General features: G+C 66.9%; 17 protein-coding genes. 8 read left to right on the plus strand and 9 right to left on the minus strand.

What is annotated here, in order from left to right:
- Nucleotides 1-17: 17 nt before the first annotated feature.
- Nucleotides 18-890: a serine/threonine protein kinase gene (locus tag Pla175_RS22995; protein ID WP_145291180.1), complete on the minus strand. Its 873-nt coding sequence runs from the start codon at nt 888-890 to the stop codon at nt 18-20.
- Nucleotides 891-1,136: 246 nt separating this feature from the next.
- On the opposite strand from Pla175_RS22995, the gene Pla175_RS23000 reads away from it, so the two are divergent.
- Complete coding sequence (locus Pla175_RS23000) at nt 1,137-2,285, plus strand: DUF1559 family PulG-like putative transporter (protein WP_145292269.1); 1,149 nt, start codon at nt 1,137-1,139, stop codon at nt 2,283-2,285.
- A 153-nt stretch (nt 2,286-2,438) separates the two neighbouring features.
- Complete coding sequence (gene smpB / locus Pla175_RS23005) at nt 2,439-2,915, plus strand: SsrA-binding protein SmpB (protein ID WP_145291182.1); 477 nt, start codon at nt 2,439-2,441, stop codon at nt 2,913-2,915.
- A 121-nt stretch (nt 2,916-3,036) separates the two neighbouring features.
- Here the strand turns inward: smpB and Pla175_RS23010 are convergent, their stop codons facing one another.
- Nucleotides 3,037-4,356 carry a hypothetical protein gene (locus tag Pla175_RS23010; protein WP_145291184.1) on the minus strand — a complete coding sequence of 440 codons (1,320 nt, stop codon included), beginning with the start codon at nt 4,354-4,356 and terminating at the stop codon, nt 3,037-3,039.
- A 206-nt stretch (nt 4,357-4,562) separates the two neighbouring features.
- Between Pla175_RS23010 and Pla175_RS23015 the strand changes: the two genes are divergently transcribed.
- Nucleotides 4,563-5,693, plus strand: coding sequence for a DUF1570 domain-containing protein (locus tag Pla175_RS23015; protein ID WP_231954030.1), 1,131 nt, complete (start codon nt 4,563-4,565; stop codon nt 5,691-5,693).
- A gap of 63 nt (nt 5,694-5,756) precedes the next feature.
- On the opposite strand, the gene Pla175_RS23020 is transcribed toward Pla175_RS23015, so the two are convergent.
- Nucleotides 5,757-7,466 (minus strand): tetratricopeptide repeat protein, encoded by a 1,710-nt coding sequence (locus Pla175_RS23020; protein ID WP_145291188.1) that lies wholly within the window; start codon nt 7,464-7,466, stop codon nt 5,757-5,759.
- 251 nt (nt 7,467-7,717) lie between these two features.
- Here Pla175_RS23020 and ychF point away from each other — a divergent pair, with 251 nt between their 5' ends.
- Nucleotides 7,718-8,809 carry a redox-regulated ATPase YchF gene (gene ychF / locus Pla175_RS23025; protein ID WP_145291190.1) on the plus strand — a complete coding sequence of 364 codons (1,092 nt, stop codon included), beginning with the start codon at nt 7,718-7,720 and terminating at the stop codon, nt 8,807-8,809.
- Nucleotides 8,810-8,916: 107 nt separating this feature from the next.
- Here the strand turns inward: ychF and lhgO are convergent, their stop codons facing one another.
- From lhgO to Pla175_RS23040, 3 genes are all read right to left on the minus strand, one after another.
- Nucleotides 8,917-10,122 carry an L-2-hydroxyglutarate oxidase gene (gene lhgO, locus Pla175_RS23030; protein WP_231954031.1) on the minus strand — a complete coding sequence of 402 codons (1,206 nt, stop codon included), beginning with the start codon at nt 10,120-10,122 and terminating at the stop codon, nt 8,917-8,919.
- 212 nt (nt 10,123-10,334) lie between these two features.
- The gene (locus tag Pla175_RS23035; RefSeq protein WP_197527092.1) at nt 10,335-10,817 is read right to left on the minus strand and encodes a flavin reductase family protein; all 483 of its coding nucleotides are present in this window, start codon (nt 10,815-10,817) and stop codon (nt 10,335-10,337) included.
- 157 nt (nt 10,818-10,974) lie between these two features.
- Nucleotides 10,975-11,268: an MTH1187 family thiamine-binding protein gene (locus Pla175_RS23040; protein ID WP_145291194.1), complete on the minus strand. Its 294-nt coding sequence runs from the start codon at nt 11,266-11,268 to the stop codon at nt 10,975-10,977.
- Between the two features lie 209 nt (nt 11,269-11,477).
- Between Pla175_RS23040 and Pla175_RS23045 the strand changes: the two genes are divergently transcribed.
- From Pla175_RS23045 to Pla175_RS26870, 3 genes are all read left to right on the plus strand, one after another.
- Nucleotides 11,478-12,470, plus strand: coding sequence for a DUF1207 domain-containing protein (locus tag Pla175_RS23045; RefSeq protein WP_145291196.1), 993 nt, complete (start codon nt 11,478-11,480; stop codon nt 12,468-12,470).
- A 675-nt stretch (nt 12,471-13,145) separates the two neighbouring features.
- Nucleotides 13,146-14,444 (plus strand): hypothetical protein, encoded by a 1,299-nt coding sequence (locus tag Pla175_RS23050; RefSeq protein ID WP_145291198.1) that lies wholly within the window; start codon nt 13,146-13,148, stop codon nt 14,442-14,444.
- Between the two features lie 72 nt (nt 14,445-14,516).
- Nucleotides 14,517-14,651 carry a hypothetical protein gene (locus Pla175_RS26870; protein ID WP_261342793.1) on the plus strand — a complete coding sequence of 45 codons (135 nt, stop codon included), beginning with the start codon at nt 14,517-14,519 and terminating at the stop codon, nt 14,649-14,651.
- Between the two features lie 88 nt (nt 14,652-14,739).
- On the opposite strand, the gene Pla175_RS23055 is transcribed toward Pla175_RS26870, so the two are convergent.
- On the minus strand, nt 14,740-16,233 hold the full coding sequence (locus tag Pla175_RS23055; RefSeq protein ID WP_145291200.1) for a sialate O-acetylesterase: 1,494 nt from the start codon (nt 16,231-16,233) through the stop codon (nt 14,740-14,742).
- A gap of 298 nt (nt 16,234-16,531) precedes the next feature.
- On the opposite strand from Pla175_RS23055, the gene Pla175_RS23060 reads away from it, so the two are divergent.
- The gene (locus Pla175_RS23060) at nt 16,532-17,278 is read left to right on the plus strand and encodes a DUF4328 domain-containing protein (RefSeq protein ID WP_145291202.1); all 747 of its coding nucleotides are present in this window, start codon (nt 16,532-16,534) and stop codon (nt 17,276-17,278) included.
- Between the two features lie 40 nt (nt 17,279-17,318).
- Here Pla175_RS23060 and Pla175_RS23065 read toward each other — a convergent pair whose 3' ends face one another.
- Complete coding sequence (locus Pla175_RS23065; protein ID WP_197527093.1) at nt 17,319-18,431, minus strand: hypothetical protein; 1,113 nt, start codon at nt 18,429-18,431, stop codon at nt 17,319-17,321.
- A 15-nt stretch (nt 18,432-18,446) separates the two neighbouring features.
- Entirely contained in the window at nt 18,447-19,820 is a 1,374-nt protein-coding gene (locus tag Pla175_RS23070; protein ID WP_145291205.1) for a glycoside hydrolase family 117 protein, read from the minus strand.
- Between the last annotated feature and the right edge of the window lie 19 nt (nt 19,821-19,839).

Genomic DNA, 19,839 nt, shown 5'->3' on the forward strand with positions numbered 1-19,839 from the left:
CCGGGGGAGCGGCGCCCCTAACCCACGTCTTCTTGCTTGACCTGACGGATGGCGTTCAGGAAGGTCTCCATCGACGGGAAGCGGTCGGCTGGCTCGGCCGCCATGCACTTGCAGATGGCCGCATCGAGCGCCGGGCTGACCTTCGGGCGGTAGGTGGCGATCGGAGGGATTTTGCCGGTTCCGTGCGTCATCGCCGCCAGCCCGTCGGTGCCGCGGGCCCACGGGAGCTCGAACGTAAACAGCTCGTACATCGACGCCCCGAAAGCAAAGATATCGAGCCGGTGGTCGGTCGGCCGCCGGCGGACGATCTCTGGCGCCATGTAGTTGGGGGTGCCGGTGCGGTTGCCCGGCTGCAAGTACGGCTTCTCGTTCGGCACGGTCAGCCCGAAGTCGATCAGCTTGAGCGACTTACAGTCTTTCGAGCAGACCAGGTTGCGCGGGCAGACGTCGCGGTGGATAAACCCCTTGCCGTGCACGTAGGCCAGCGCTTCGGCCGCCTCGCGCATTAGCGCCACGCGGTTGCCGTCCAGCAGCGGGCTGCGGGCGATCAGCAGCGAATTAAGCCCCGGGCCGTCGAGGAACTCCATCACGACGTACTGCTCGCCCTTGGTCGTCATGCCGTGGGCGAACGTCTTCACCACCAGCGGGTGGTCCATCTGCATCGCGATGGCCCCCTCGCACGGCTTGTTGAGCCCCTTGAAACGGGCCTCAAGCTGCTCGGTCTTGAGCTTGTCGAGCACCTTCAGGCCGACAATCTCACCCGTCTCGCGGTCGCGGGCCATCACGAAGTCGCTCATCGTGCCCGAAACCGCCTTCTGGAGCACTTGGTAGCGCTTGGCGACGTCAATCTTGCTCGACTCAAGCAGCGATTTGAACAGTCCGCGAAGCATGTGCCGAGCCCTAAACCAGTGCGTTAACCGATACCCCCAACATATCATCCGCCGGGGAAAAGCGCATGGGAATCCGAAGCGCTCGCCGAGCCGCCGGCCGACGATGCCCGCGGGCCGAGTCGATCCTTGCAAGCCTCCACACACGCGGGGCGCGCCGGTTGCTGGTATTTCGGGCCGATTTCGGCGATAATCCACGGGCGGCCCCGCGAATAGCTTGGCCGGTCCAAGATTTCACGGAGACTCCCCATGCGCACGCGATACGCCGGCAATTCCCAAACCAAGCGTCCCGCCGGTTTCACCCTGGTGGAACTGCTGGTCGTGATCACGATCATCGGGATGTTGATGGCGCTGCTGCTCCCCGCCGTGGGTGCCGCCCGCGCCCGGGCCCGTATGGGTGAGTGCCTCAACAACCTGAAGAATGTTGGGCAGGCGATGGTCGCCTACCAGACCTCCAAGGGCGAACTCCCGGGGTACGTACAGCCGCTCCCGCGGTCGGGAACTCCTAAGTCTTGGCTAACCATCATCGAAGGCCCCAACGGGGGCGGGATGAACGACTTCCGCTACACCTCCACCACCGACCGCACGCGGTCGCGGATCAGTTGGATGGCGATGCTGCTGCCCCACATCGAGGGGCAAGACACCTACGACCGCATGACCGACAGCAGCTTCACCGACGCTGGCACCGGCACGGCGATCAACCCGGTTTCCCCGTTCACGGTGTTCATCTGCCCGGCAGACAGCAACCTGCTTGCCGACAATAAGAACGCCGGCGCCACCTACGTGGCCAACACCGGCAGTTGGGACCTCAACGGCTCGGGCTCGCTGGTCCTCAAGACCAACACCGCCGGAGACATCAAAGAGAACGGGCTGCTGTTTAACCTGACCGTGCCCGGCATGGGGGAAGTGCGGCAGCGGATGAGCTCGGTGCGCGACTCGGCCAGCACCACGCTGATGCTGAGTGAGAACATCCAGAAGGACGACCACTACTGCTGGATGGGAGTCGATAACGACAGCAGCACCCTCTACGGAGAGCAGCAGTTGGGATTCGTGTGGGTAGCCTCGCTCGACCCGCAGAACGAGGGGGCCAGTTCGGGGCTGCAGCAGCTTGGCATCAGCCAGGAGGACACCAGCCAGCCCGGCGTGTTTACCCCCAGCCAACCCAAGTACGCCCGACCAGGCAGCTCGCACCCCGCCAACGTCGTGAACGCGGTGATGGCCGACGGCAGCGCCAAGTCGATCAACAAAGACATCGACTACACCGTCTACCAAGCCTTGATGACGGCCGAAGGACGCGCCTGCGTCTACCCACCCGACCACACAGCCAAGCTCGGGTCGGGCGACGCGATCTACACCTTCCGCCGCCTACCGCCGATCGCCGACAAGGACTTCCAGTAACGCGGGACCCGCGGTTCCGGATCGCGTAGGGCGGGCTCCGCCTGCCTGGCGACCGAGCCAGCTTTTAACCCACGGGCGGCAGGCGGGGCCTGCCCTACGGCCCTCCACCGCTTGCCGCGACCCCCGTCAGGCACAGCCTGACCCACCGCAGCTATGGCCAAGAAACCGAAGGCCGAACCGGACAAGAACGAGCGCCCCATCGCCCACAACCGCAAGGCGCGGTTCGAGTACGAGGTGCTCGACTCGCTCGAGTGCGGCATCATGCTCGTCGGGAGCGAGGTCAAGAGCCTCCGCAACGGCCAGTGCAGCATCGACGAGGCCTACGGCCGGATGGACCGCGGCGAGGTCTGGCTAGTGGGGTGTGACATCCCAGAATACACCCAAGCGAACTCCCAGAACCACGACCCCAAACGGCGCCGCAAGCTGCTGCTGCACCGCCGCGAGATCCACAAGTTCGCCGCCCGCGCGTACGAGAAGAACCTGACCCTCGTGCCGCTGAAGATGTACTTCAAGGAAGGCCGCGCGAAACTGCTGCTGGGCATCTGCCGAGGCAAGAAGCTGTTCGACAAGCGCGACACGATGAAGAAACGCGACGTGCAGCGGGACCTCGACCGGGCGATGCGACGCTAGAAGATGATAGAGGTTAGATGATAGATGATAGGGACGCGCAAGCGATCGCTTTGCTGTGACGCGAGACGCTGTGGTCCGCTTGCGTTTTTCTATCATCTAACCTCTATCATCTATCATCTCATCACGGCAACTCGATCCCCCCGAGCTCCCACTCCACCGGGAACTCGACGATCGACGCCGGGGTCTCGTAAACCCAAGTGAGGTCCTTCGGGCCGTCCTCGAGCTCGAACAAGTACGCCAAGCCGACCTCGTCTTGCGTCTGCATCGTGGTCTCGAAGCCGGCGTGCTCGATCACTTCGCCCTTGGCGTTCTCTAGGTGGCTCGGGTTCTGAAACACCCAGCCGCGGTGCGAGGCGAGCGCGTCCCCCGCGCCGGAGACCTTGAGCCGCATGTGCAGCTCCCAGATCACGCCGTTCTGCACCATCCGGTTCAGCGTGACGCTCACCCCCCCCTGCTGCTGCTCGGCCGGCTGCTTAATGGCGTCGAGCCCCTCGAAACGGAACGTCGCCCGCCTACCCGGCGCCAGCACATTCACCTTCCCCTTCAGGCTGGCGATCTTCTCGGTCTTCCGCTCGGGGAGCACCAGCGGCAGCGACACCTCCACCGACTGCGTCCCCTGCTGTGTTTCTAGGTTGATCTCTTGCTCGGGACGCAACAGCGACAACGCCACGCCCCCCTCCGACCGTGCCTCGACGTCCGACATCTGCTGAGAGATCGCGATCGGCTCGAGCCGTGGCTCCCAGGCGATCTCTACCTTCACGTCCAGCGACCGCTGGTTCGGCTTCCGCAGGCTGCGCGAAGCAACCACCTGAGTAGCCTCGAACCGCAACGGCCCCGCGTAGCAAGCGGCGCCGCGGCGGGGGCCGTCGTCCGGCTCGCGGTTCACTACCGCCAGGGCCGATTCGCCCGCGTAGGCGTAGACCCCCAGCTCGCCCTGGTCGAGCACCGCGTCCATCGCTTCCCAGAAGGGCTTGTCTTTAACCGTGAGGGTGATCGGCCTGGGCTGGGCGTCCTGACCGAACTGCTCGCGGTAGTCGAGTAGCCGGTTGCCGGTCTGCTGCTCGATCTGTTTGAAGACGTCTGCCAGCGGCGTCTTGAACAGGTCGAGCGACACGCGGCTCGCCTTGAGGGCGGTGTCTGCGATGTGTTTCGAGATCTTGCTGCGGAGCCCCGCCACCGCTTCCCGCAGCGCCACGGGCATCGCCGGATCGGGGTGCGGCAGGGCCGCCAGCAATCGGTCTCCCGACTGCCACGTGTCGCCGGCCAGCTCCAGCAGCTCCTGCTGGGCGCCGTCGCGAACCAGCGACTCGTCGCTCTCCAGCCGCCCAACCAGCCGGTCGACCTGATCGGCTAACGCCTCGTCGGACAGACGCGGCTGGTCCGCGACCGCCGGCGCCATCAGCAACAACAGGCCCCAAGCGACCAAGTATCGAAACGGCATTTCGTGAGCTCCGGGGCGGCAACGGCGGCGCAACTGGCAGGATCGACCCAATCGGTCGCCAGGTATTGTAAGCCCCCGACGCACAGAAGTCCCGCGCACTAGGCTTGCAGTGTGCGCGAGCGGGGCGTCGCCACTGGGAGATGGGCCCCCCGGCGCAGCGGAGAGGCCGCACGACTCGAACTATTCAAGTCCTCGGGAATCACGGCATGGCGGATCACGTTTGCGAGAGCAGGGCCGCAGCGCGCCCCCACGCGCCGAGGACGCGGTCGCCCCGGCTCGCTGGCGCGGGCCTGACTTGGGTCGTGATTGCGGCGATCCAGCCCGTCTGGGGCGCCGATTTTATGTTCCGCGCCGAGGTCGATGGGCAGACCGTCGAAGGCTCGCCGCTCGCCTGGTCCGAGTCTAGCGTTTCCCTGCTGACGCGCGATGGCAGCCTGATCGACCTTGATCCGCAGCAGGTCAGCGGCGCCACGAAGACGGCGCCGCGGTTCCAGGGCTACCCCGCGACTGAGGTAGCGCCGCGCTTGCGCGACGAGTTCGGTTCTGGCTACGACGTAGCGTCCAGCACGCACTTTCTGGTGGTCTACCCCCGCGGCGATCGCCGCGACTGGGCGGCGCGGTTCGAGGCGCTCTACCGGTCGCTCACCAGATACGCGGCGGTGCGCGACTTCCCCGTATCGGACCCGGCCTATCCGCTGGTGGCGATCGTCTACCCCAGCGAAGCGGCCTACTACACCGCGATCCAGCAGATGGGGATCAGCCTCCCTTCGGGGATGCTGGGCCACTACGACCCGCAGACCAACCGCGTCTACTTGTTCGATCCCGGGGACGACTGGGAACAGCCGGGAGGGAGCGCCGCCACGATCATCCATGAAGCGACGCACCAGGCCGCATTCAACGTCGGGCTCCACACCCGGTTCGCCGAGGCGCCCCGGTGGCTCACCGAGGGGCTCGCGACGCTGTTCGAGGCCCGCGGCGTGTGGGCGCCGCGGACGGGCGACCGCCCGAAGGACCGCTACAACCGGGGCCGGCTGGCCGACTACCGGCGGTACGCCAAAGAAGATGGCCCGCCGATGCCGATCGGCGCTCTGGTGGCCTCGGACGACGCGTTCAAAAGCCAACCGCTGGCCGCCTACGCCCAGGCGTGGGCGCTCACGTTCTACCTCAGCGAGACCCGCCCCCGCCAATACGCCCAGTACTTGCAGACGACCGCCAACCGGCCAAACTTTGCAAGCTACGACCCCCGGTCGCGGCTCAACGATTTCAAGGCGGCGTTCGGCGACGACCTGAGGCTGCTGGACGCCAACTTCGCTAGCTGGATGAAGAGCCTGGAGTAGGGCGCCATGCCCCTGCGCAAGCGGGTCAATCCGGGGCCTCGTGCGATACGTGTGCTCTATCGACTAGAAGTCGATCGTGCGGGCCGGCGTGGCGTCTTTCGAGGAATCGGACGCCGGCGGTGCGGCTTCCTGGGCGCCGGCCGCGTCGACGTCGTCGTTCTTGAGCTCGCGGTAGGGGGTCTTCGACTTGTAGTTGGTGAGCTCTTGGCTGAGCGCTCCCTCAAGCTTCCCTTCGTTCTTTTCGCGGTCCATGTCGATGGCTTTCTGCGACCACTCGATCGCTTTGTCGTACTCGCCCATCTCCGCGTACGCGGCCGCGAGCGTGCTGAGGATGTGGGCCTGGTTGAACTCCGTGATCTCCGCGGCCTTGGTGGCCATCTCGAGGGCCCGCTTGCCGTCGCGGAGCTCGTCGAAGGGGCTGGTGGCCAGCGTCCAGGCAAAGTTGTTGAGCACGCCAGAATCGTCTGGCGACTCGGCCAGAGACGACTCGAAGTCTTTCAACGCCTCGGCGTGCTTGCCAACCGAGAGGTACATGTCGCCGCGGAGCCGCAGCGCGATCGGCGTCCCGGGCGCCAGTTCGAGCACGCGGTCGAGCTGCTCGATCGCCTTGGTGTAGCGGCTTTGGTCGGCGTAGGCGGCCGCCAACTGCAGCCGGACTTCGGGGTTGTTGCCCGCTGCTTCGGCCAGCTTCTCGAGCGCCTCGATCGACTCGTCCTTGCGCTCCATCTGCCCCAGCAGTCGGGCCCGCATCAGCAGCGCCCGGACCAGCCCCGGCTGCTTGGCCAGGACCTGGTCGATGTCGCCCAGCGCCTGCTCGTTCTGATCGTTCAGCGCCAATAGCTCGGCGCGGATCAGCAGCGACGCCACGTTTTCGGGGGCGAGCTGGACCGCCTTGTTGAGCTGCTCGATCGCCTTGTCGAGGTCGCCCAGCCGGCTGAAGACCTCGCCCCGGTACTGGTAAGGGGAGACCGCGTCCGGTTCGAGCTCCGACGCCTTGTTGAAGCTCTCCAGCGCCGCTTCGGGCTTCTCTTGAGCCAACAGCACCAGGGCCTTGAGCTCGTGCACGGCAAAGTTTTCCGGCGCCATCGCCACGGCGGCGTCGATGTCCTTGAGGCACGCGTCGAACTCCTGGGTAGCGAAGTAGTGCTTGGCCCGCAGCAGCACGTACTCCACCTTCTCCGGCTCGATCGTGATCGCCTTGTCAAAGTCGGCCAAACGCCGCTCGACGTCGGCCTGCGTCGCCCCGCGCAGCGCGTACGCCTGCGCCAGCTCTTCGGCCTCGAGGCCCATGCCGGAGTCGCCGGCGCTCTCGCTGGTCTTGATCGCCTGGGTCAGCGCCCTGCGCGCGGCGCTGGGGTCGCCCAGCGGGAGCGACTGAAGCCGGCCGATCAGCAGGTGGGCCGCGGGCTGGTCCTCGTCGAGGTTGACCACGCGCTGCAGGTCGGAGAGCGCCACCTGACGCACCTGCACCCACCGCGGGTCACGCCGCGGGTCGGTCAGCGGCTGGCCCAGCACGACCGAGGCCAGCGCCGTGGCCCGCTCGGTCAGCGAAGCGACCAGCATCTGCTCGGCGAGGTCGGTGTTGTCTGCGTCGAGGCCCTTCTCGATCGCCTCGTCCAGCAGCTCCACCACCTGGTTCAGGTCGCGGAGGCTCTCGGAGGTGAGCTTCAGCTCCAGCGCCTTGTCGAGGTCGGGTTGCCCCTCGTTCTCCGCAACGGCTGGCGCCACGCATGCGAGCAGCAAGAGTCCAAAACACATCAGACGGGCGTTCATCGGAAGATTCCTGGTTGAGGCGCCCAAGGCTCTTTGGGCGGTTTGAAGCGGTTGCCGGCATTATTGCCGGCCGACGCCGGCAGGGCCACGCTGGTTTTTTGCGGCAGACGCCATTGTAGGGCAGGCCCCGCTTGCCGGGCAGCGGAGCAACCGGCCGCGCCCCGCCTGCGCCGCGGGCGGGGCCCGCCCTACGGCGTAGTGGTCCGGCGCCGTACAATCGCCCCCCACACAAACTCCTGGGAAAACAAGCGATGGAAGCAGGTATCGTCGGGCTGCCGAACGTGGGCAAAAGCACCCTGTTCAACGCACTCACCTCGGCGGGGATCGCCAGCGAAAACTACCCGTTCTGCACGATCGAGCCCAATGTCGGCGCCATCGCCGTGCCCGACCCCCGACTGGGGGTGATCCGCGGGTTCATCCAGTCGGAAAAAATCATCCCGGCTATCTTGGAGCTGGTAGACATCGCCGGCATCGTCCGCGGCGCCTCGGAGGGGGAGGGGCTGGGCAACAAGTTCCTCACCCACATCCGCAACGTCGACGCCATCCTGCACGTCGTCCGCTGCTTCGAAGACGCAGACATCACCCACGTAGATGGCGCCGTCGACCCCATCCGCGACATCGAGACCATCGAAACCGAGCTGATGCTGGCCGACCTGCAATCGGTCGAGTCGATGCGCGACAAGGCGGCCCGCACCGCCCGCACCGGGGACAAAGACGCCAAGCTCCGCCTCGCCGTGCTTGAGAAGTGCGAGGCCCTGCTGGCCGAGGGCAAGCCGGTGCGTGCGCTCCAACTGGACGACCCCATCGAGCAGAAGACGCTGGCCGGCCTGCAGTTCCTCTCCAGCAAGCGGGTGCTGTACGTCGCCAACGTCGAAGAGGACGACCTCGAAGGCAAAGGCCCGTTGGTGCAGCGCGTACGCCAGCGGGCGGAAGAGCTGGGCGGCGAGGTGATCGCCGTTTGCGCCCGCCTCGAGGCGGAGCTGAGCGAGCTGGACGAGGCAGACCGGGCCGAGATGCTCGAAAGCGTCGGCCTGGAGGAGCCCGCCCTGGCGGTGCTGACCCGCGCCGCCTACCACCTGCTGGGCCTGCAGAGCTACTTCACGGCCGGGCCGAAGGAGATTCGCGCCTGGACCATCCCCACCGGCGCCACCGGCCCGCAGGCCGCCAGCGTGATCCACAGCGACTTCGAGCGCGGCTTTATCCGCGCGGAGGTCTATTCGGTCGACGACCTGATAGAGCTCAAGACCGAGAAGGCGATCCGCGAGGCGGGCCGGCTGCGGGTCGAAGGGAAACAGTACGTGATGCGCGACGGCGACGTGGTGCACTTTTTGTTTAACGTGTAACCATCCTCCCCTCGCCCCTTGGGGGGAGAAGCCGGGGGGAGGGGGCAGCCACGGTGAATATGCTCCGTAAGGCTACCCCCTCCCCCTGAAAGGGGAGGGGGACCTGGTTACTCTGCCGCCAGCCGCTCTACCACCTGCCGGCCGATCTCCAGCGACGCGGTCGCCGCCGGCGAGGGGGCGTTGAGCACGTTCACCACCGGGCCGGACGACTCGATCAAGAAGTCGTCCACCAGCTCGCCGTTGGGGAGCACCGCTTGGGCGCGGATGCCCGGCTCGGCGGGGGTCAGGTGCTCCGAGCGGATCTCTGGCACCAGCCGCGATAGCGCGCGGACAAACGCGCCCTTTGACAGGCTCCGCCACATCTCGCCGGCGCCCATCCGCCAGTGGCGCAGCGCCAGCCGCTGGAAGCCGCCGAACGACAGCGAGCCGACGAGCTCCCGCAGGTTCACGCTGGTCTTGCCGTACCCCTCGCGCGCCAAGGCCAGCACCGCGTTCGGGCCGCACTCAACGCCGCCGCCGATCATCCGCGTGAAGTGCACGCCGAGGAACGGGAACGAGGGGTCGGGTGTGGGGTAGATCAGGTTCTTCACCAGATGGTGCGCCTGCGGCGCGAGATCAAAGTACTCGCCGCGGAACGGGATGATCCGCGCCGCCGGACGCAGCCCGGAGAGCTTGGCCACCTGGTCGCTAAACAGCCCCGCGCAGTTCACTACCCGCGGCGCCGTGAACTCCCCGGCGGTCGAGTGGACCACCACCTCGCCCGCGCCCAGGGCGATGGCGGTCACCTTGGCGCCCGTCACCACGCGTCCGCCCTGCTGCTGGATCTGATCGACCAGCCGATAGCACACCTTGGCGTAGTCCACGATCCCCGTGCTGGGCACGTGCAGCGCGGCCACCCCCGCCGCGTGCGGCTCGAGCTCCGCCAGCCGCTCGGGGCCGATGCGCTCCGAGGGGACGCCGTTCGCGACGCCCCGTTCTTGGATCTTCTCCAGCGCCGCCACCTGAGACGGGTCGGTCGCCACGATCACCTTGCCGCACGTCTCGAACGGCACCCCGTTCTGGGTGCAGAACTGTTCGAGCTGCTGCTTGCCGTCGCGGCAGGTCTGCGCCTTCAGGGAGCCAGGCTTGTAGTAGATGCCCGAGTGGATGACGCCGCTGTTGCGTCCGGTCTGGTGCATCGCGACGGCGGGCTCTTTTTCGAGCACCACGACGGGCCGGTCGGGGAAGCGCTGGCTGTACCGCCACGCCGTGGCCAGGCCAACGATTCCGCCGCCGATGACAATGAGCTGTGCGTTGGGCAACAAGTTAACCACGAAGGGCAGGAAGGTTCACGAAGGACGTGCGGACCCGAACCGCCAAGGACGCCAAGAGCGCGGTGACGGACGCAAAGTTAACAGAGTCGATATCGACACCTCATCTGCAAACCCATGTCTCGGATTATGGAAGTCTCGCGTCGATCCGGCTGATCCTGTAATCCCGTCTCGTCCGTTCTTGGCGCTCTTGGCGATTCCGGTCCGTCCGTCGATCAGTAGTGATTGCCAGACTTGCGGACATGTACGGTTGGCTTGCGAGAGTCTTCGACCGCCACGCCGCCGCCGGTCACGCGGGCCAAGAAGATGCGGTGGTCGCCCGAGTCGACGTGCGAGGTCGGCTCGCACTCGAGCCGCCCGAGCGCCGCGGCCAGCGCCGGCGCGCCGCTCGCGGTGCTGCTCACTTCGAGCCCCTGGAACGCGGGCTCATTGGGTTCGAACCCCTTGGCGAAGTGCTTCATCAGGGCGGACTGCCCTTCGGCGAGCTGGTTCAGCACAAAGGGCGTCCCTTCGGTCAGCCACTGGGCCACGTAGCGCCCCTGCTTCACGGCAACGGTCACCATCGGCGGCTCAAAGCCGGCCTGCATCACCCAGCTCGCCAGCATGCCGGTGGCCCGCTCGCCGGCGCCCGCGGTGAGGATGAAGATTCCGCTGGGCACCCGGCCCAGCGCCGCTAGTGGATCGGTGTGGTCTGTCATGCCGCGAGGTCCATCCAAGAAAGTGAAATAGCCGACGGGCTCCGCCCCGTCGCCGCGCTTCGATTGTCGGGCGCTGCCCGCTGCTCCGACGGGGCGGAGCCCGTCGGCTATTGGCTGATTGTGCTTGGCCATTGTCGTTGGCTTGGTCGTGCCGGGTTCATGCTAGCTTCTCTCGGACGCTATCAACCTTCGCTCGGATCCGCCCCGACCGTCCCTTGCGGTAGTCCAGCTTGGCGGAGCAGGTCACGCGGTCGTGGCTTTTGGCGAGGTGCCGCATGCACCGATCGATGATTGCTAGCACCTGGTCGAGCTCTCCTTCCACGATCGTCCCCATCGCGTTGAGCTCGTATTCGAGGCCGCTTTGCTCGATCAGGGCCACACACTCTGCCACGTGCTGGCTAACGCTCTCTCCCGCGCCAAGCGGAACCACGCTTAATTCGAGCAATACCACTACAACTCTCCCCCTTGAGGCGCCGATAGACACGAAGATTGTACCTGCGTAGCGTCGGTCGTCGACCGGCAATGCAGCACAAAGCCTTGCTGCTACGCCCCTTACGTTCCGTCAATTTTGCACTGTTGGCCGGCCCAGGCATCGACTAGAGTTCTGCCCGCGCCGGATTTCGCGCAACTACCCAGCGGGGCTGTCCCGCCCATCGGCCCATGCACACCCTTACGATCCGCCTCGTTTGCCTGGCGCTGTTCGCGGCCGGGGCGCAGGGGCTGGCCCAAGGCCGTGAACCGCTCCGTGACCCCTTCATCGACTCGGGGTACGACCTGCTCAGCACGCCGCCGCAGGCCGAGGGCGTAGAGCCCGTTCAGTACTTGGACGGCTACGTTTCCGAAGACGACCCCTCGTACGACCTCGGCTACTGCTGCGACTGCGAGCCCTGGTCGTGGCACATCCTGCCAGACGGGGTGATCTACAAGTCGTACTGGGCCGGGCCGCGCGAGCCCCGCATGGCGCTTCAGGCCATCTCCAACCGCACCGCTTCCGGCACCGAGGGGCTGTGGGACGCCACGCTCGGCGGGCGACGCGCCATCCTCCGCTACGGCAACAACAACCCGCTCAACCCCGAAGGCTGGGAGGTCGACATCGAGGGCGCCGCCATCGTCCGACTCAACCTCGACGAAAACCGCGACCTCGACTCCTCCGACTTCCGCTTCGGCGTACCGCTTACCTACGGCAAAGGCCCGTGGGCGGTGAAGTTTGGCTACTACCACCTCTCCAGCCACCTGGGCGACGAACGCATCCTGCGCAACGGGGTGAACGACCGCGACAACTACGTCCGCGACTCGATCATCTTCGGACTGTCGTACCACGTGACCCCCGCGCTGCGGGTGTACGGCGAGACCGCCTTTACGTTCTTCAACGCCGGGCTGGCCGACCCCTGGGAGTTCCAGTTCGGCGCCGAGTACGCCCGCGCCGGGGTGACCGGCCCCTGGGGAACGCCGTTCGCAGCGACCAACGCCCACCTGCACGAAGAGATCGGCTTCAGCGGCGGCTGGACCTTCCAGACCGGCTGGCTGTGGCGCGGCGACTCGGGCAGCGTCATGCGGCTGGGGCTGCACTACCACAACGGCCCCAGCAGCCAGTACCAGTTCATCACGACCAGCGAAGAGCAGGTCGGCTTCGGCATCTGGTACGATTACTGAGCGTCGGCGCATCCCATTTTTGTCCCTTTGTCCACCGCCCGGGGCGGGAACAAAATCGGACAAAACCCCGCCGCTCCGCCCGCGCCCCTGCGTTTCTCGCAGAATCGGCGGCCGCGTCCCCTGCCCCGCGGGTCCTCGGGACCCCTGTGGCGTGGGTTGAGTGGACAAAACTCTCATGGATCGGACACCTCGCTCCGGGTAGTGGACACTCATCTGACCTCGGGCGCAGCGCCGGGGAGGCCAGCGGACACCTCAGGGACAAAACCCCGCGCCGCTCCCTGCTGCCGCGACCTCGGCGCGCAGCCCGCCCGCAGGCGTCGAGCGCTCTCGCCCGGGTCGCTACGCGATTGTCCGCGGGGCGGTGGCTATTTGCGAGCAGAATCTTCGGCGCAGCGTTGCGATTGAGAGCCGCGTGAGCGCTTGCCTGGGGCCCGCGACGCCCCGACTGAGCAGCGGCGTCGTCGACCGATCGTCGGCCGCCCACCTTGTGCCGAAGGCGCTCGCGCTGGTGGTTTAGGCTGCTCCCCGCGAGACGCGTCTGGGCTTGGTTCGGGGCCATTCTTGTGCTCTTCGGGCAGCGATGCGGGAAGTGGCAGCGGATTTGCTTAGCTTCTCCCACTCCTCACACCGCCCACGGGGCGGCGAATCCCAATCCCTTTCCTGGAGACCTACCCCATGGCCGAACCGCAGTACCGAGAAGAGATCGTCACCAACGCCCCACGGCCCCCCATGATTAGTTGGGGCGCCATCATCGCCGGGCTCTTCGCCGTGATTGCGGTTACCTGGCTGATGTACCTGCTGGGCGCCGCGCTGGGCGTCTCGATCGCCGACGTGGCTGACGAGGCCCCCGACGCAGAAAGCCTCCCCTGGATGGTCGCCGGCTGGATGCTGCTGACCGCGCTGATCGCCTACTTTGTCGGCAGCTCGCTGGCGGCCCGGATGTCTGGCGTCGCGGACGACCTCGACGGCATGTTGCACGGCATGACGTTGTGGAGCGTGGCCACGGTGGTCACGCTGATGCTGGGCTACTGGGGCCTCTCGGCGCTGGTGAACACCGGCGCCTCGGCGCTCTCGGCCACCGGCTCGGCCGTGGCGGGCGCGGTAGAATCGGTGGGCAACGCAGCGGCGTCGACCATCTCCGGCGCCGCTTCGGGCGCTTCGTCCGCGGCAGACTACTTGGCCTCGATCTCCGACACCAAGGTCGCCGCGCGGGTCCGTGAGCGGCTGCAACGCCGCGCCGCAGACGTGCTGGCCGAGGTCGACCCGCCCGGCGGGACCGACGTGACCCAGAACGACATCCGTGAGGCGATCGAGGGTCTGGACGCCAAGACCTTCGACCGCATGCTGAGGCAGGTGGTTGACGAGGACCAAGAAGGGATCGCCGAGGTGATCGCCGCCGAGACCGAGCTCAACCAGGACCAGGCGAAAGAACTGGTCGACGGCGCCTACGCCAAGCTGGAGGAACGCTTCGGCGACGGCAGCGGCGAAACCCCGCTGTTGGCCGACCTGAAGTCCGACCTCGCAGACCGTGTCGCCCGTCAGGTCGCCAAGGCAGACCCCCAGGGGGGCGCCGACGTCGACCGCCAGGCGATCCGCGACGCGATCGAAGACCTCGATCAGCAGACCATCACCAAAGCGGCCCAGCTCCTGTACGAGGGGAAGCCGGACCAGGTAGCCGAGCTGCTGGCTGAAGAAACCGACCTGTCGCGCGCCCAGGTCGACGAGCTGGTGAAGGGGGTCCGCGCGGAGTTCGATTCGCAGCTCAGGTTCGTCAACCAGAAGATCGACTCGGCGACCAAGTCGGTCAAGAAGACCGTCAACCAAGCGACCGAGAAGGCGTCCACCTACGCCCAAGAGGCGTTGTGGGTGACGTTCGTCTCGAGCGCCATGGCGCTGGCCGTATCGGTCTGGGGCGGGCTGTGCGGCGCCTCGACCAACCGCCGCCTGTTCTACGCCGTTAACCGCCGCGTGTAACGCACGCGTTCACTCCCGGCGCGCCGCCGAGGCGCGATCCACCACCCGATCCACCCTGTAAGGAATCTAGTCATGGCCTATGGACTCATCGGTACGATCCTCGTGATCTTGCTGGTCGCCGCGCTGCTCAAGAGCGTTGCGATCGGCGGGCTCGGCGGGATCATCTTGCTGATCTTGATCGTGATGCTGGTGATGGGACGCCTCTAAAGCGTACCCCCCCGTCGCCCGCGTGCTATGTTTATCCGGACGCCGCCCCCCGCGTGGGGCGGCGTCCGGATTTTTTTTTGCGATCGGTTCACGGCTTGAAGCGGTCGGTCCGGAACGGGTACGCCGGCAGGCCGGCGCCATTCACCAGGTTCACCGTGGGCTTGGCGGAGAACGCGTACCGCACGTAGCGCGGCGCGGGGAGCTCAGCGGCGCGTAGCACCACGGCCCCGGCTTCGATCCGCGCCTCGGCGGGGGTCCAGTGGGCCTCATCGCCGGCCAGCCAGAAGGCGGTCGGGGGGCGCCCGTCGGAGGTCTTCAGCCCGTCTGCATGGTCGAAATAGACCGTGACCGCGTCGCCCGACGCCTCGACGCGGCTCATCGTGGGCCCTTGGGCCACGACGTCCTTGCCCAGCGTGTCGCGCGCGGCCAACAACGCGAGCCGGCGGCCGATAGGCAGCTTGTCATTGGGGTGGATGTTGCCCAGCATCCCCAGGTCGATGGTGTTGACGACCCCGACGGCGGGCAGGTCCTGCGCCCGCAGCTGCGATTCACGCATCCACGCCCACGAGAGGGCCGCGGGGTCTTCCGGTTCGACCGGTCCCCCGAACCGCTGCCCGAAGCCGGGCAGCATCACCACCAAGAAGTGCGCGTCTTCGCTGCCCCACAGCCGGCGGTAGCGCTCGATCCACAACGGCAGCGTCTTGCCGTACTGCTGCATGCCGGCGGCGCTGTTGGCGTTGGCCTCCCCCTGGTACCACACCAGGCCCCGGCAGGCGTACGGGGCGAGCGGCTTCATCATGGCGTTGTACAGGATGTTCGGCCGTGTGCGCAGGAAGATATCGTCCCGCGTCGCACGCTCGCCGGGCTTTGCAAGGATCGCCTCGACCCGCTCTTTGGCGGGCAGGTCGGCGTCGAACCCCTCCATGATCGCCGCGAAGTGCGGCAGCCGCTCGGTCATGTCTCGGGGCATCCAGCCTTCGATCGACGAGCTTCCCCAGGCGCTCAGGATGATGCCGATCGGGGCGTCGGCAGACTGCTCTAGGTAGTAGGCAAAGGCGAAGGCGACGGCGCTGCCGGGCCCGGCGAGCCGCCACTGCCCCGCGCAAGTCTCCTGCTCGTCAAAGGCCACCGTGTTCTCTACCTGGAAGGTGCGGAGGTTCTTCGCCTTGGGGACCAGCGCGTTGACCTTGGGCGCACGCCCTGCCGGCATCACCATGTTCGCCTGCCCGGCACAGATCCACACCTCGCCCACCAGAACGTCGCTGAGCACGATAGCCTCCGGCCCGGAGGACGAAGCGACCCGCATCGTCCGCGGCTCGAAGCAGGCCTCTAGCGGCGCCAGGTCGACGCGCCAACCGCCGGCGGCGTCGGCCGTAGCGTTCTTCTTCTGGTCCGCAAACTCCACGGTGATCGCGGCGCCGGGCGTGGCCGTCCCCCAAACCGGCACGGGCCGCTCGCGCTGCAGGACCATGTGGTCTTGAAACAACGAACCAAGCTGCAACCCGGCTTGGTGGGCCTGCGGAGCGGCCAGCAGGGGCAGCGCGACCAGCAGCGCGGCAAAGAGAATCACGTGGCGTTGCATAGAAAAGTTGCCTTGCAGTTGGTGGGACTCGCCGGCGCCCCAAACGCCTTCGGGGCGACTGCATCATGACGTGCCGCGGGAACGCCATCAAGCAGATCGCCCCGTGCCGATCGGCTGCGGGCGTGAGGCGTGATGGCCTGCGAAAGAGCGGAAAATGTCTCTTACTTGACCGGCGCCCGCAGCCTACATTACCGTTTCCGCCGCGGGGGCTACGCCCGCGGCCCGGGGCGAGCGTAGCGTCCGCCGCCTGTCCCTACTCGCTCGACGTTCAAAGATCACCTAACTGGGAAGACCAGCCATGGACGAGCCGCGACACAACCCCTTCGCGAGCCCACTCGCCGAAGACGCCCCCTTCCCGGTGAGCGAAACCGCCGGCGCACCCAGGGCCGACTTCTACCGATCGACCCAAGACCTGGGCCGCAAGCTGCGCGTCGCGTTCGGGGTGATGATCTGCCTAACGTTCGCCGCCATGGCGACCGGCGCGTGGCACATTGCTACGGTGGCCCAGACGTGGGGACAACCCGAGATGGGCCCCGCGGAGTCGGCCGACCTGTTGGTCAGCCTGCTGATCCTTGTGGTCTACATCGTGCTAGTGGTGATGTACTGCAAGTGGCACTACAGGTCGTACCGCAACTTGACGAGCTTCGGCGTCGAAGACGCGCGCTACACGCCTGGTTGGTCTGTGGGCTATTACTTCATCCCGATTGTCAGCTTGTTCAAGCCCTACCGCGCGATGAAAGACATCTACAACGGCAGCGCAGGCGAGCCGGTGGAGCAGGCGGCCGGCGTGGTGGCCGCCTGGTGGACCGCTTTCATTGCGATGAACCTGATCGAGAACGGCGCGAGCCGGATGGTCATGCGGGCCGATACCGTGGAAACCATCCAGGCGGCGGGAGTGGTCTACCTGGTGGCCAACGCCGCAACGGTGATCGCCGCCTTCTTGGCGATCGGCTTGATCCGCGAGGTCGACGCGCGGCAGCGGGCGCGTGGCGTTGCGTTGGGCTTTGAGTCCCCGCCGGCGGACCGGCGGTTTACGATCGAGTAAGCTGCGCGGGGCGCCCCGACCACGCAGACCGCCGGGCGCCCTACGGCGCCCCGCCGGTGATCTCTTTCAGCTTGCTGAAGAACGCTTGCTTGCGCGGGGAGCTGATCCGCCAGTTCACCGGCACCGACTGGAAGCCGTGGTCGTGCCCCTCGCCCCGCATCCGGTAGTCGAAGTACCCCCACGACGCGTACGACTCCACCGCCAGCACCAAGTGGTTGACCGGCTTGTCGAAGTCGAAGTGGTCGTCTTCGTTGAACAAGATGGGCACGGGCCTGTAGCCCTCGACCTGCCTGGTTCGGCTGACCATCTGGGTGATCATCGCGGGATCCTTCACCCCGTTGCCGTGCAGCAGCAAGAAGTCCGCGACGCGGACGACGCTCGGCTCCGGGACCCGCCGGCCGCTGTAGCTGGTGCCCACCAGGTAGCGGCGCCCGTGCTGCTCGTTGGCCTGGATCCGCTGGATGACCTCGTGGACGCGGCCCGGCCCGAGGATGGCGTGGCTGTACTTGAGGTTGCACTCGTTGTTGACCTCGATAGTCACGTTCTGGTAGCCCTTGGCGAAGAGCCAGTCGAGCGTGTTGTCCACCGCTCGGAGCACCGCGGCTTCGTCCTCGATCAGGTCTTCTTGGTCGTTGTAGAAGAGCCCCAGGATGGCGACCATGCCGAGCTCGTCCGCCCGGTCGAGGATCCGCTCGAGGCGACGCATGTAGTCGGGACGCAACCCGCCCTGGGGATCGATGGCGGAATTGATCCACCCCTTGTTGCCGTAGCCCAGCGGGCTCCCACCTTGAAGGTTGATGGTGAACGCCAACAGGCCGTGGGCGTACCACGAGGGCATGGCGTCGACGAACTCGTTGGTGTTGCGGTCTGCGTCCCACCGCTGGGTGTCCGGGTACTTCCAGCGGTCGGCGGTCTCTGGGTTGAGGTCGTCGAAGACCCCCTGCACCAGCCGTGCGTTCATCAACAGCCCCTCGACGGGGAACCCGTTCCATTGCCGCCCCTGGTAGGTGGGCGCGTCGTTGATGAAGAACTTGTCGCCTTGGATGGCGACCACGGTGCGCCGCGCGGCGACCGCCTGAGCGTGCGCGTCACCGATCGCCAGGAGTGCAAATGTCGCGCTCGCGAGCGCCGTCAAGGAGCGTCTGTGGGTCATCGTGTGGTGGTTCCTTTAGGAGCCGGACAAGGCTTCGCGGCTGTATTGTTTTCGTAGAGATTGGGGCAGCGTGCCGTGGGACTCGAAGTGCAGCGATTCGTCGGGCGTCACCGACCCGCGTTTCAGGTAGGGGTGGTCGATGTCGCGGTGCAGGTCGCAGTCAAAGCGCACCAGGAACCCGTTGCCGCTGCCGACGATGTGGCTGAGTCCCCAGGCGACGCCGCGGCCGTCGCCGCTGTCGGTGAACGCGTCTGCGCAGTACGGTCCGCCGGCGACCGGGGGGCGCTCGACGTGCGCGACGATCTGGAAGTTGAGGCCGTCGGGGGCGTACTGGATCGTGTTGCGCTCCGGGCCGTCGCGGATGATGATCGACGCCACCCCCGCCCGGTAGGGGAACAGGGTCGTTTCGTGCCCCGAGTTGCTGATCGGGTTCAGCGGCGACTTGCGGAACGGGCCCTCGGGCGCGTCGGCGATCGCCACCCCGTGCATGCGGTGGATGTCGCGTCCGGCGCGTGGTTCGGCGTCGACGAGGCTCTCCACCGGCGCGCCCCGCGGGTCCTCGAGCCACACGTCGGACTTGTAGTACATCCAGATCTGGCCGTTGTAGACGATGGGGTAGGGGTCGTGGATCGCGCTTGCGTCCCAGGCGCCGCTCGGCCCGGGTTTGATCACCGGGCGGCCGATCATGCGCCACGGCCCATCGGGCGAATCCGCCCAGGCCATGCCGACGTCGCTGCGATCCCCCGCGGCTTGGCTGAACCTGCCGGTGAACGCCTGGAAGTAGAGGTAGTACTTGCCGCCGAAGCAGAGGATGTCGGGGGTGGAGAGCGAACGGTCCGCGTACCCTGCCTGGCGACTGCGTTTGACCGCGGCCCCCTGTTCCTGCCAGTCGAAACCGTCTGTCGAGGTGGCGTAGTAGATGTCGGCAAGGTCCCAGTCCCAGGCCGGCACGTCGTCCGGGGTCGCGTCGGTGTAGTTCGACAGCCCGACCGGGGGGAGCGCGGTCTTGCGCCGCGTGTAGTACACGTAGTACTTGCCCCCCACGCGGATCACCTTGCTGGGGTCTCGACGGGAGACCGCCGCGTCCTTGCCGATGCCCCCCAGGCGTGAGTACTTGAAGAGCGTGTAGAACTCGTTGTCAAAGTCGCCCAACGGGTTCCATGCTTCGTACAGACGCTCCGCGGCGGCGCTCAAGTCGTGGGCGGGCCGCGCGAGCGGGACCCCGGAGAAGTGAACGCCAGACGGGGCGGGCCCGTTGTCGGGCGTGGGCTGCTGGCCGGTCGCGCCCCGCGCCGGAAACGTGGGCAGGGTCGTGGCCAGCCCGATCGCGAGGGTTGACCATGCGAAGCGGAGCAAGGGCAGCGGGCGTGGCTTGCGGCGGGTGTACATCGGTGGTCGTGGGCGGTTC

This window comes from Pirellulimonas nuda (assembly GCF_007750855.1).
GTDB classification, from domain to species: domain Bacteria; phylum Planctomycetota; class Planctomycetia; order Pirellulales; family Lacipirellulaceae; genus Pirellulimonas; species Pirellulimonas nuda.